9 protein-coding genes and 2 rRNA genes are annotated in these 13,127 nt (G+C 36.9%); 2 read left to right on the forward strand and 9 right to left on the reverse strand.

The features are described 5' to 3' along the window. Nucleotides 1-213 precede the first annotated feature (213 nt). The 5 genes from BQ7474_RS06650 to BQ7474_RS06670 all read right to left on the reverse strand — a co-directional run bounded on the left by BQ7474_RS06650 (nt 214) and on the right by BQ7474_RS06670 (nt 7,264). Complete coding sequence (locus tag BQ7474_RS06650; RefSeq protein WP_082187897.1) at nt 214-1,146, reverse strand: asparaginase; 933 nt, start codon at nt 1,144-1,146, stop codon at nt 214-216. Nucleotides 1,147-1,207: 61 nt separating this feature from the next. Next, nucleotides 1,208-2,614 (reverse strand): YfcC family protein, encoded by a 1,407-nt coding sequence (locus BQ7474_RS06655; RefSeq protein ID WP_073998150.1) that lies wholly within the window; start codon nt 2,612-2,614, stop codon nt 1,208-1,210. After that, complete coding sequence (locus BQ7474_RS06660; RefSeq protein ID WP_143179992.1) at nt 2,611-3,876, reverse strand: amidohydrolase; 1,266 nt, start codon at nt 3,874-3,876, stop codon at nt 2,611-2,613. Before BQ7474_RS06660 ends, BQ7474_RS06655 begins: the two co-directional genes overlap by 4 nt. 816 nt (nt 3,877-4,692) lie before the next feature. After that, a complete protein-coding gene (locus BQ7474_RS06665; protein ID WP_073998152.1) occupies nt 4,693-6,789 on the reverse strand; it encodes a heavy metal translocating P-type ATPase in 2,097 nt (698 codons plus the stop codon). A gap of 19 nt (nt 6,790-6,808) precedes the next feature. Continuing rightward, nucleotides 6,809-7,264 (reverse strand): CopY/TcrY family copper transport repressor, encoded by a 456-nt coding sequence (locus BQ7474_RS06670; protein ID WP_073998153.1) that lies wholly within the window; start codon nt 7,262-7,264, stop codon nt 6,809-6,811. Nucleotides 7,265-7,462: 198 nt separating this feature from the next. Between BQ7474_RS06670 and BQ7474_RS11100 the strand changes: the two genes are divergently transcribed. Next, complete coding sequence (locus BQ7474_RS11100; RefSeq protein ID WP_082187941.1) at nt 7,463-7,555, forward strand: IS3 family transposase; 93 nt, start codon at nt 7,463-7,465, stop codon at nt 7,553-7,555. A gap of 73 nt (nt 7,556-7,628) precedes the next feature. Here BQ7474_RS11100 and BQ7474_RS06680 read toward each other — a convergent pair whose 3' ends face one another. Both BQ7474_RS06680 and BQ7474_RS10905 read right to left on the reverse strand, forming a co-directional pair. Continuing rightward, nucleotides 7,629-8,432 (reverse strand): alpha/beta hydrolase, encoded by an 804-nt coding sequence (locus BQ7474_RS06680; RefSeq protein ID WP_073998154.1) that lies wholly within the window; start codon nt 8,430-8,432, stop codon nt 7,629-7,631. 177 nt (nt 8,433-8,609) lie between these two features. Continuing rightward, nucleotides 8,610-8,930 carry a substrate-binding domain-containing protein gene (locus BQ7474_RS10905; RefSeq protein ID WP_235821484.1) on the reverse strand — a complete coding sequence of 107 codons (321 nt, stop codon included), beginning with the start codon at nt 8,928-8,930 and terminating at the stop codon, nt 8,610-8,612. A gap of 262 nt (nt 8,931-9,192) precedes the next feature. Between BQ7474_RS10905 and BQ7474_RS11005 the strand changes: the two genes are divergently transcribed. Next, entirely contained in the window at nt 9,193-9,411 is a 219-nt protein-coding gene (locus BQ7474_RS11005) for a transposase (RefSeq protein ID WP_268873870.1), read from the forward strand. Between the two features lie 144 nt (nt 9,412-9,555). Here BQ7474_RS11005 and rrf read toward each other — a convergent pair. Both rrf and BQ7474_RS06705 read right to left on the reverse strand, forming a co-directional pair. Next, nucleotides 9,556-9,672 (reverse strand): 5S ribosomal RNA (rrf, locus tag BQ7474_RS06700). Nucleotides 9,673-9,857: 185 nt separating this feature from the next. After that, nucleotides 9,858-12,885: ribosomal RNA gene (locus BQ7474_RS06705) — 23S ribosomal RNA — on the reverse strand. Nucleotides 12,886-13,127 lie beyond the last annotated feature (242 nt).

Here is a 13,127-nt window from a genome sequence, read left to right on the forward strand (position 1 = left end):
ATCCTCTCGTCAATAATATCTAGAAGTTAAGAATATTATAATGTAAAAACATACTTTTTTCAATGAAATCGATCTTGCTTGGATAGTCAAATGATTTTATATATTTTTAATTGTTGTATTATAATATAAAAAAATAAAACAGTAAATCATCTAGAAATACTGTTTTGTATCAGAAAATTCTTAATATTTTACTAATGTTCAAAGACTTTAAACTTAATAAAGATTCCACTTACTTTTTATTTCATCTTTTTCTGCGGAGTTTTGCATGGCTATTAGCTTTAATCTTGCCTTATTTGAAGATAAATATCCATAGTCTAGAATCGCACCTAATTCTTTTAATTTGACCGCTGTTCCCTTTGTACCATATATACATCTAACACCACCTCGAATACACTTTGTGACTAGTACCACTGGAATCCCTAACTTTATGGCTTTTTCTACCTTATCTTGGACAGCAGGTGTTACTGCTCCTACTTCAAATCCTTCGATTATAATCCCATGGCAATCTTTATCTATTATTTTATCAAAGATATTTTCGTCAAAGTCTAAGCTCATTTTAACAATATAGACAGACTTTTCAAAGTTGTAATCAAGAATTTCAAGTTTTTTATATCCTATTGTATCGTAGTAATAAAAAACTTCTCTTCCATAAACATTGCCTATTGGCCCAGATACAGTTGATGCGAAACCACCTAATTCTGTTGAATTTATTTTACTTACATATCTAGCAAGGAAAATCTTTTCATCAAATACTACTAAGACTCCCTTATTCCTGCTAAGTTCTGATGAACTAACTATTATAGCATCTCTTAGATTTGCTGATCCGTCATAACCCAAATTTCCCATTGATCTTTGTGAACCGGTAATAACTACAGGAGCTTTACCATCATAAAGCAAATCCAACATAAATGCTGTTTCTTCAAGGGTGTCAGTTCCATGAGTAAGAACTATTGCATCAGCCCCTTCTTCTACTTCACTATCAATTTGTTTTTTAATATCAACTATATCTGAAAGTTTCATTTCAGTAGATGGAACTGTTTTTAGGTCTACTATTTTTAGATTGAGGTCAAAATTCTCTAAATCTATATCTTTTATAAGTTCATTGCCGGTTAGTTTACCTGATTCAAGTTTCCCTGTTTTTTTTATTTTCTACTGAAGATATAGTTCCTCCTAGACTGATTAATGTTATATTTTGCATAGAAACTCCTTAAAATGGACCATAATTTATCGCTTGTGCGACAAGAAGAAATACTAGACCCATAAGTATCATTATACTTAGTAATTTTGAGAAGAATTTTACCCACTCTGAATATTCAATTTTAGCTATTTCAAGGGTAGCCATGAAATAACCTGATGTTGGCCAAAATACATTTGTTAATCCATCCCCTATTTGATAAGCAAGCACTGCTACTTGTTGATTAACACCTATAATTTCTGCTATAGGTGACAAAATAGGCATTAATGCTAGTGCCTTTCCACTACCTGATGGCACAAGGAAGTTAAATATGGTTATTAAAAATAGTATGCCAATTGATGTTAGGCTAGCTGGTAGGTATCTAAGACCATCTGATAGATAGTAAACTATAGTATCCATAATCATAGATTTATTTAATATTACTGATACAGCAGTTGCTACTCCTATTAGGACTACCCCCGTTAAAACTGACTTCATTCCCTTCAAAAATGCATCCACTATCTGTGAACTATCAAGTCTTCCTACAATTCCTGAGATAATGCCGATAGCTAAGAATATACCAGCCATTTCTATCATTCCCCAACCTTTTGTTAGCACACCATATATCATATAGGCAAAACTTAATACAAAAAATAAGCCTATTATCTTTTGAATACGAGTAAGTTTTACTGTTTCTCCATCTCTATTTACTTTAAGATCCTCAGAAACTAGGCCTAAGGATTTGGCATTATTGATAGCTAATTCTGGTTCAACTTTTATCTTTTTTGCGTAATTAATCACATATAAACATCCAGCAATAATATATACTACAAACATTATTATCCTTAGCCACATGCCAGAAAACATCGGTAATCCAGTTATTTGGTGAGAAATTCCAACAGTAAATGGATTTGTAAAAGCAGCTGTAAACCCTACAATAGTTCCAACTAAGGGAACAGCTACAGCAATCATAGGATTATAACCTAGAGATACAATTAGTGGCAAAATAATCGGTACATACACCATGCATAGTTCTGGTGTTCCAACAAAAGCTGCTATCAGACCAAATACAACCATGAGTATAGCTATTAAAGTATTGCCATTATTAGAATATTTATTTGACAAAACTTCTACCATAGTATTTATTAACCCAATTTTTTCAAGCACACTAAAAGCACCAGCAATAATGAAGTTAAATACTATGACGTTAGAAGAATTGACAAAGCCTTGAGGAATTGATGCAAAAAAATCTAACAAAGATATTGGATTATTTTCGACAAATTTAAACGAATCGGCGACAACCATCATTCTTCCTGATTCAGCTTCTACCCTTTCAAATTGGCCTGCAGGTATTATGTATGATAGTAAAGACATAGCAATTAGCAAAATAAAAAGTATAACGACAGCTCCTGGCATTTTTATCTTTTTCTTATCTTTCATAATTTGCCTCCATAATTTACATATTTTACAAAATCTATTAGCATATTTAATCCTCTTTGCATATCATCTTCAACTATATCAAACTTTTCGTTGTGATGACCTGCCTTATGGTTAGTACCTAGGATAAAATGCATAGCTTTTCCATTATTTTTGCTCACCTGATTTAGAAAATAAGCCACATCTTCGGATCCATAAATTCCACCATCAACGAGACTGTATCCTTTCTCTTTATAATAATTGATTAAATTTACCTTAAAATCTTCATCATAGGCGAGTAATGAAGGTGCAGCTCCTACTAATTTTATATCATAATCGCAGTCGTATGAAATAGCAGAGCCCTTAACAATTCTTTCTACACCCACTTTTAAATATTCAATAATATCTTCATTTTCTCCCCTAATCTCCATTTTTAGTTCTGCATGGTTAGGGACAATATTTCGTCCAGATCCGGCATTAAATGTACCAACATTCAGTCTCGATGCTCCTTTAGAATGTTGAGTTAGGCTATTAAAATTCATAACCGCACTTGATGCTGCAAGAAGTGCATTCTTACCCTCCTCTGGCGTACCACCAGCATGGCTAGCGAGTCCTTCAAAGTTTATATCAAATTTCTTTGTAGCAAGCATTCCCTCACTGCCAACAACAATTTTTCCACTAGGAACTTTCATACCAATATGCATTCCAACAAAATAATCTAAGTCGTTAAAAATAGGATTATTTTTCAAAGCATATGCACCTTTTACTCCTTCCTCAGCAGGTTGAAAAACAACTACGTAATTTCCATTTAAACTATCCTTATTTTTTGCTAAGTACTTTGTAAATGCTATACCAATAGCCATATGTGCATCATGACCACAAGCATGCATAGCAAAATCATTAGTACTTCTAAAACCTTCTTTATTTGGAATATGGTCGATATCATCGCTTTCATGTATATCATTAGCATCAATATCAAATCTAAAGCCAATATTATTTCCTTTTTTTATACCTTTAATAACAGCAATGAGACCAGTATATGAATCCAAAATCTCATCCGATTTATCAGTTGTTTTTAAATTAATATTGTTCTTATACTCACAAGCTTTTTTTTCATCAGGTAGGCCAAGCCTATCATCAAAATAAATTTCCTTACCATAATGTAATTCAATATCCAAACCCCTTAATTCTTGTATAATCTTATCAGTAGTCTTAAATTCTAACCGTGCTGGTTCAGCAATATGGTGAAAATACCTTCTAAGATTAATCATTTCATCAATGTTCACACTAAACTCCTTATAAAATAAAATTATATACCCAATACACAATTTCATCTTTGTATAAAATAAATTATATGATTTTATACAGAATGATATTTATATATAATATAGGACAAATAATTTGATTTGTAAAATATTGCTATAAATCAAATATAATAAAAATATTTCAATATCTAATTATGTAGAAAAAATACTCCATAATATATAATTATAAGGTCTATGCAAAAAGTACAAAGTTATTAAAATGTTTAGGGATTTATATAAAGTTAAAAAAGAACACAAAGCAAGCTTCATAAATTTATTATATAATTAAGATTAGTACTTAAAACAGAATATTCATGACTAAAAAAGACCTAGTCATATGACTAAGTCTAGTTTTACTCGACATCCATGAAGTCTACATATATAGGGGATAGTTTCTTCCACAATCTATGCTGGCTTATTTTCTGTATTAGATATAGTAAAACATATATTTATGGATTATCAATACTTCTTTTTACAATCCACTTATCAGGAAATATCCCTCCTTATCCATTTATACTTACACTTTGAATCCAAATGTATCCTTCTCCTTATCTGTTTTTCGTAATATTTTGCCAGTTGAAATAGTGATCATTGGTACTTTTCCCCTAATTTATTAACTTTCGAAATTCGGACAAAGCTAAAATAATCAGTCTAATGTTATTTCTTCATTATAAATAAGGTTTTTTATAAACAATAAAAAGGAAAAGATGATTTTTAAAGTACTTACATCTCTTCCTCTTCTGTAAAATTATGGTATTTTATTCTTTAGAGAGTTTCAATTATTCTATGCGTTAACTGTCATTTTTTTGGGTTTAATCTTAATAAAATAGCATTAATTGCAACTACAACTGTTGACACAGACATTAGAATTGCTCCTAATGCAGGGCTTAATGTGATACCAATAGGGGCCAAAATTCCCGCAGCTAGAGGGATAGCTATAAAGTTATAGCCGGCTCCCCAAAAGAGGTTTTGTTTCATTTTACGAGTTGTTTTGTGTGCTAATTCAATGAATGATTCAATATCTCCTGGATCGGATTGAGTCAATATGACATCAGCTGAATCCAATGCCACTTGGGTTCCAGCACCTACAGCTATACCAACATCTGCCAAGGCAAGAGAAGGGGCATCATTGACACCGTCACCTACCATAATAACTTTTTTCCCTTCATCTTTAAGTGCTTTTACCAATTCATACTTGTCTTGTGGAGATTGATTTGATCTATATTCAATACCTAAATCTTCTGCCGCGCCTTCAGCCGCTTTTTCATTATCACCTGTTGCCATAATCGGCTCTATATTGTTCTTTTTAAGAGCTTTAATTAACTCTTTACTCGTTGGTTTTAATTCGTCCCCTAAAGCTACAGCACCAATGGCATCATCGTTTTCTACTAATATACTGAGAGTTGCTCCTTTTGGAATATCAATATCCAAATTACGTCCATATGCTTTTTGACTGATTAATTGGTAACTATGGCCCTTGGCTTTGCCTTCTACGCCAGCACCGGAAATCACATCAATTGAATCAAAAGATACTGGACTTATACCTTGATCCTTAGCAAAACTAATAATTGATTGAGCAATTGGGTGGCTAGATCCCCCTTCAATACCTGCCAACAAGGCAATGATTTCCTCTTTTGTATATTTGTCATTAAGAAGTTTTACATCTAATACTTTAAACTCACCAGTTGTTAAAGTACCCGTTTTATCTAAAATCATCACATCTGAATCTTGAGCTATTTCTAATGATTGGCGGTCTTTTACTAGTAAGCCACGGCTAGCTCCTAAGCTTGTGCTACGGGCAGTGACCAATGGAATAGCAAGACCCAATGCATGTGGACAAGCTATAACTAATGTTGTGATAGCAAATTTTACTGCCGTTGGAATATCCGCTATAAGCACCCATACTACAAAAGCTATTAGTGCGGCAGTTACCGCAATATAGAAGAGCCACCCTGCAACTTTTTGAGCAATATTTTCTGCACGAGAAGGTTGACTTTGAGCTTGGCTGATTAAATCCTGTACTTGAGAGATAAAGGACTTATCACCTGTCTCAAGTACTTTAATATAAATAACCCCTTCCCCATTTGTTGAGCCCCCGATCACTTCATCGCCAGGTCCTTTTTTAATTGACTTAGATTCCCCAGTCAAAAGAGCTTCATTTAAACGTGATTCGCCACGCTCGATAGTTCCATCTGCTGGCACATTTTCCCCAGCTTGAACACGAATTAAATCACCTACCTTTAAGTCAGCAACTGGACGTGTTTCAATGGAATCATCTTCTAATACAACATGAGCATCTTTTGGTACTAGCTTAGCCAGTTCTTCTTGTGCATCTCCTGCTTCTCCAATAGCTTTCATCTCAATCCAGTGACCCAATAACATGATTAATAGTAATGATGCAAATTCAAAGAAAAAGTCCATCACGTGTTCACCCGTTACGTAGTTAGCTATAACAGTATAAATACTGTATAAATATGAAACACTTAAACCTAAAGAAACGAGTGCCATCATTCCAGGTTCTTTTTGTTTAAATTCGTCAACTGCACCTTGATAAAATGGACGTCCACCATAAATAATTAATATAGTAGATAAAATAGCTACTATAATATCAGAATATGGAAAAGTAAACTGGAATGGTAGGTCAAACCCAGCCATAGGGGATAAGAGCATAATAATGATTCCTAGTGGTAATGACTTTAAGAAAAGTTCCTTAAAGTTACCGTGATGATGATGCTCATGCCCACTGTGCCCACTGTGGTCATGGTGGGCATGATGGTCGTAATGTTGATCCTTATGGTCTCCATGTTCTTCCGTGCTTACGTGCTCATGTTTTGAATGATCCATGTCGCCATGATTATGGTGGCTGTGGGATGAATGTTTGTTGTTATTCTTCATTTTTAATTCCTCCTTATGCTTAATGATGATGATGATGTAAATGACATTCGCATTGTCCTTCTGGACAATTGCAATCCACTTCTTCTACTGCGAAAGCTTTTTTCTTCTCTAATATTTCTTCTAATCGATCTATATCATCGAAGCTTAAGACATGATCTTCAATGATGCTTCCTATTACATTTCCGACTTTCTTTTTGCAAATACGGTTAAAAATATCTTCTGCATAATCCCTTACGGCTTCTTTCTCTTCAATATTGGCAGTGTAAATAAACTTTCTACCTTCTTGCTCTGTATTTAGTACGCCTTTTTCAACTAATCGACCTAAGATCGTTTTGATAGTGGATTGTGTCCAGTCCATTTTTTCTTGCAATATGGAGATGACTTTTTTACTAGTTACTCGATCATTTGCCCAAACTACACGCATGACTTCCCATTCAGCATCTGTGATATGAGTATTATATTCTATTACACCCATTGTCTTTTCCTCCCTTATAGTTTACATTTGTAGACTTAATGCTTAAAATTAGTTTACTCTTGTAAACTTATCTTGTCAAGTATTTTTATAATATGTAAACAGTTATTATTGCCTTTATTTTATATTTTTACTCAAACTAATATAAATTTACATAGATTTACTTATAGTATTTAGAATTATAAATAATTAAGAACAAAGATAGAAAAATATATCAAATGGTACAATGAAGATAGGATTAAGACAAAATTAAACGGAATGTCTCCTGTTATGTACAGATTACATTCCGCTTAAAATATTATTAAATTATTCCGTGTTTACGGGTTCAGGTCAATTTCCCCTAGCGTTTTTAATGTTAATTTTTTGCTTATAGCCTATTATCTATCCAATCAATGATATCGCCAATTACTTCGTCTTTGGCATATTCATTCATGATTTCATGGTAAAGACCCTTATAGATTTTAATTTGGCAGTCTTTAGAAGAGTTGTTTTCAAAAAAGTCAAAGGAATCTTTGAAATTAACTATGCCATCGTCCCTGCCGTGGAGGATTAAAACTGGGTAAGAAAAGTCTTTTTCATTTTCATTAAACCAAACTATTCCGTCTTTTAATGCATATAAAAGACCCACTTGGTATTTTTTAAGGTTTAATGGGTCAGCGACATAGGCTTCTACAACTTCTTTTACAGAGCAAACCCCGTCGCCAAGCTCGTTTGGAAGTTCTGTGTGTGGGTCAAGGCCAGGACCTACCATTTCAGTTATCTTATTATTATCGTGGGTAAGACCACCAGAAGTTATGACTCCAACAAGGTTTTTGTCCCTATACTTTGCCCCGTAAAGGCTTACTGCAAAACCACCCATAGAATGACCTAGCAAGAATACTGGCTTATCAGGATTTTCTTCTATAGCCTTATCTACAACTACATTTACATCTTCTAGCATGTCTTCGTAGTCCTTGTAATATCCCCTCTCGCCTTCAGACTTGCCGTGGCCCCTGTGGTCAAACCTATAGGTCGAAAAACCTGCATTGTGGAATTTCTCAGCCACATAATCGTACCTACCAGAATGTTCTGCCAATCCATGGACAATAACAACTGCAGCCTTGGCATTTTTTGCTTCTTCCTTGTTGTAAAATAAAGCTGTGCCATCGAAAGATTCAATAAAATTTGTCATGATCATTCCTCCAATTTTTTCTATATCGAATATTTGCTTTCCTAAACAAAAGCTTATTATATATTAATACCCCTTAAAAGTTGTTTCCTTTTCAATTAATTTTGCCTCGAAGGCAATATTTGTCTGAGCTTCTTCATCATTTAAAATCTTAAGAAGATTATCAATTGCAAAATTTACCTAGTCGGAAATTCTCTGATCTATGGAAGTTATGGCTTGGTTGGTAAAGTCTGTTGCATGGATATTGTCAAAACCTATAATGCCAAGGTCTTCAGGGATTTTTATTCCTTCATTTGCCATAAGTTTATAGGCATTTACAGCAAGTCTATCTAACTCAAATTGGATTGAGTCAAATTCTGGATGTTTCCTTAGAAAATCGATTAATTTCAAGAGGTCTTCCTCTGGGTCTTTTACTTTAAATTCAACAAAATTCGCATCGTCATAATACTTATAAAGAGACTCAACAAAACCTAATTTCTTGGCAATATAGGACCTAGACATATAACCAGTATCCAAAGACATATAGAGGGGTTTCTTGTAAGAATTATCCTTAAAAAGCTTGACAGTCTGTCTATAGCCTCAATTTCATCTATATAAACGTTTACAATTTTTTCGTTTTCGTCAGTTGTAACGCAAAGAAGTGTAGTATAAGCAAACGAATCAAGATTTTTTTCAAGCTCATAGGCTGATTGGCTTTCAAAATACCCTCTAATGTCAGGGACCATTATACCAATCATCTGGAAAGAAAAATTGACACATAACAATAACAAAAGTCTACAGATCTTTCGACTGGAACAAAGATGGTCAAAAAACTAAAGGAATCTACATAGCGAAAACCTTCCAAAAGTATAGGAAAGAATCATTAGAAAACATAATATCTGACCAAGAAATAGAAGAAAGATTAAATAGATCAATCCAAGCTGAAGGAGCATTTTCAAAAATAAAGTCAGGACTAAACTACAATAGATCCCATTATAGATGAAAAGAAAATATAATAAGTGAAATATGCCTCATCACCTCTCACTATGATCGACCATTTCATGGAGGGTCCTCCATCAACCAGACGGGCTTTTTCGGTGTATCCTGTATGAAAAAAAGAACTAGTCCGTTGACTAGCTCTTAGTTTATTTGGCGACTTCCTACTCTACCGGGAGGTTGCCCTCCGAGTACCATCGGCGTTATGAGGCTTAACTTCTGTGTTCGGTATGGATACAGGTGTATCCCTCATGCCATCATCACCATATTCTTTTGAACCTTCTAAATAGCTAGTCGAGTTAAAGGACTTAGCTTAAGCTTTTGTTATACTTACGACTTGTCCGTAAGTGTCTTGCCAAGCTAGAGCTCTTCGAGCTCTACCGTTGGGACACTCTCGACTAGGACCTATCATACATTTGCTTGGCAAATGTGATTAGGACCGTAACAATATTTCCAGTCAAGATTTAAAGTTTAGTATCCTTTAGCTTAATACATTACTGTACTTACACCTTGAACCTATCTAAGGTATTTTCTTTACCTTCTTTTAGAAATCTTATCTTGAGGGTTGCTTCGTACTTAGATGCTTTCAGTACTTATCAATGCCATACTTAGCTACCCAGCTATGCTTCTGGCGAAACAACTGGTACACCAGTGGTATGTCCATCCCGGTCCTCTCGTACTAGGGACAGCTCCTCGCAAATTTCTTACGCCCACGCTGGATAGGGACCGAACTGTCTCACGACGTTCTGAACCCAGCTCGCGTGCCTCTTTAATGGGCGAACAGCCCAACCCTTGGGACCTACTTCAGCCCCAGGATGAGACGAGCCGACATCGAGGTGCCAAACCTCCCCGTCGATGTGGACTCTTGGGGGAGATAAGCCTGTTATCCCCGGGGTAGCTTTTATCCGTTGAGCGATGGCCCTTCCATGCGGTGCCACCGGATCACTAAGTCCGTATTTCTACTCTGCTTGATCTGTATATCTCGCAGTTAAGCTCGCTTGTGCCTTTGTACTCTGCGAATGGTTTCCGTCCATTCTGAGCGAACCTTTGAACGCCTCCGTTACTTTTTGGGAGGCGACCGCCCCAGTCAAACTGCCAAACTGACAATGTCCATTGCCCAGATTCATGGGTCAATGTTAGAATTTTGATATTAGAGGGTTGGTATCCCAAGGGTGACTCTGCCTACACTGGCGTGCAGGTTTCTAAGTCTCCCAACTATCCTGTACGTCTAATCTCAAAATCCAATATCAGCCTACAGTAAAGCTCCACGGGGTCTTTCCGTCCTAGCGTGGGTAAGTCGCATCTTCACGACTACTACAATTTCACCGGATCCTTTGTTGAGACAGTGCCCAAATCGTTACACCTTTCGTGCGGGTCGGAACTTACCCGACAAGGAATTTCGCTACCTTAGGACCGTTATAGTTACGGCCGCCGTTTACTGGGGCTTAAGTTCTAGCCTTCGCTTTACAGCTAAGCCTTCCCCTTAACCTTCCAGCACCGGGCAGGTGTCAGCTCCTATACGTCATCTTTCGATTTTGCAGAAACTTGTGTTTTTGGTAAACAGTCGCTTGGGCCTGGTTTCTGTGGCCTGATCGCTCAGGCTCCCCTTCTCCCGAAGTTACGGGGACATTTTGCCGAGTTCCTTAACAAAGGTTCTTCCGCGCGTCTTGGTATTCTCTACCTCCCTACCTGTGTCGGTTTTGGTACGGGCGCTTTGGTCTTGATAGTGACTTTTCTTGGCAATTTGAAGTCGGCTATTTCTCTACTTATGTTTTCGATGCCTATTACACATTGGCTGCTGATCAGCGGATTTGCCTACTGAAAAGCCTTTGTGCTTAGACTGCCTTCCATCGGGCAGCTAGCTTATCCTCTTGCGTCATCACGTCTCTTTAACGACTTTAAGCGGTACAGGAATTTAAACCTGTTGTCCATCGGCTACGCCTTTCGGCCTCGCCTTAGGTCCCGACTTTCCCTGAGGGGACGAGCCTTGCTCAGGAGTCCTTAGGGTTTCGACGGGAGAGATTCTCACTCTCCTTCTCGCTACTCATGCCAGCATTCTCTCTTGTATTAAGTCCACGCTTGCTTTCGCTTAGGCTTCACCCCTAATACAATGCTCCTCTACCACTGATAGAGAGTTTAAAATTGCTGGTAAATACTTTGACGATATTTCAACCAGTTGTCATTTTTAACTTTTGTTTTATGACTGCTTGTTCGGTGATAATTGAGTTCTTTTACAACTTACCTTTTTCTTGTGTTTGATTTTTGCGTAATTTTTGAATAACTCGTTTATCTTGATTGTGTTTAATATTTCCGTCTAAGTTTTACCTTTTTTCTCATTACTTTGTTAGGTTGATGAGCGTCGTAACTTTCTTGCCAATCGAGCTTTGCTCTCTTGGGAAAGTCTGACGGCTGACCTACTTACAATTTATTTCATAAATTGAGTTAGGTCTAGCAATTTTAAATTCTCTATCAATCCGAAGCTTCGGTACTGGATTTTAGCCCCGTTTATTTTCGGCGCAAACCCACTTGACCAGTGAGCTATTACGCATTCTTTGAATGTATGGCTGCTTCTAAGCCAACGTCCTGGTTGTCTTGGTAGGTTCACATCCTTTTCCACTTAATCCAGATTTGGGGACCTTAGCTGTCGGTCTGGGCTCTTTCCCTTTCGACTTAGGAGCTTATCCCTCTAAGTCTGACTCCATGACCTGATTTTTTGGCATTCGGAGTTTGATAGGCTTTGGTACGGTATGCCGCCCTAGGCCATTCAGTGCTCTACCTCCTTAAATCTTTGGTCATAGGCTAGCCCTAAAGCTATTTCGAGGAGAACCAGCTATCTCCGGGTTCGTTTGGTTTTTCGCCCCTATCCACAGTTCATCCGATACGTTTTAAACCGTACCCGGTTCGAGCCTCCAGTGAATTTTACTTCACCTTCACTCTGACCATGGATAGATCACCCGGTTTCGGGTCTATCATATTAAACTATCCGCCCTGTTAAGACTCGCTTTCGCTTGGACTACGCATCTTAGATGCTTAATCTTGCTTAGTATGATAACTCGCTGGCCCATTCTACAAAAGGTACGAGATCACTCTTTTGAGCTCTCTCTGCTTGTAGGCACTAGGTTTCAGGTTCTTTTTCACTCCCCTTGCGGGGTTCTTTTCACCTTTCCCTCACGGTACTTGTTCGCTATCGGTCACATGTTAGTATTTAGCCTTAGGGGATGGGCCCCCTGTCTTCACAGCAAATTCCTCGTGTTCACTGCTACTTGCTCCCTAAAATATTTTCTCTTTTGTCTACAAGACTTTCACTTTCTTTGGTTCATTTTCCCAAATGATTTGACTGGAGAAAATATTTCTTGTTGGGTTGGGCTGTTTTCTTTTCGCTCGCCGCTACTGGGAAAATNCTGCTTCATGCGAGGCTGTAATGTCATAGGGTATTATTCTCCGTTTCCAGAGGCTATCCCCTTGTGTAAGGCAGGTTACTCACGCGTTACTCACCCGTTCGCCACTAATTCACTTAAGTTCATTCCGAAGAAATCATTTAAGTTTCATCGTTCGACTTGCATGTGTTATGCACGCCGCCAGCGTTAATCCTGAGCCAGGATCAAACTCTCATGAAAAATATTTATGAGAGCTTTTCTCGGCCGTTCCGTCCTGCGACCACTCCGTGGAGGGTCCTCTCTGGGCCGGACAGGCCTGTTCTTTGATTCAAGCTCTTTTCATTTA

The sequence above is a fragment of the Anaerococcus urinomassiliensis genome (assembly GCF_900128425.1).
GTDB lineage: Bacteria > Bacillota > Clostridia > Tissierellales > Peptoniphilaceae > Anaerococcus > Anaerococcus urinomassiliensis.

Coding starts and splice junctions, on each gene's coding strand:
- BQ7474_RS06655 (WP_073998150.1), bottom strand. CDS start 2,614: ATGAAAGATAAGAAAAAGATAAAAATGCCAGGAGCTGTCGTTATACTT.
- BQ7474_RS06665 (WP_073998152.1), bottom strand. CDS start 6,789: ATGAAGAATAACAACAAACATTCATCCCACAGCCACCATAATCATGGC.
- BQ7474_RS06670 (WP_073998153.1), bottom strand. CDS start 7,264: ATGGGTGTAATAGAATATAATACTCATATCACAGATGCTGAATGGGAA.
- BQ7474_RS06680 (WP_073998154.1), bottom strand. CDS start 8,432: ATGACAAATTTTATTGAATCTTTCGATGGCACAGCTTTATTTTACAAC.
- BQ7474_RS10905 (WP_235821484.1), bottom strand. CDS start 8,930: ATGTCTAGGTCCTATATTGCCAAGAAATTAGGTTTTGTTGAGTCTCTT.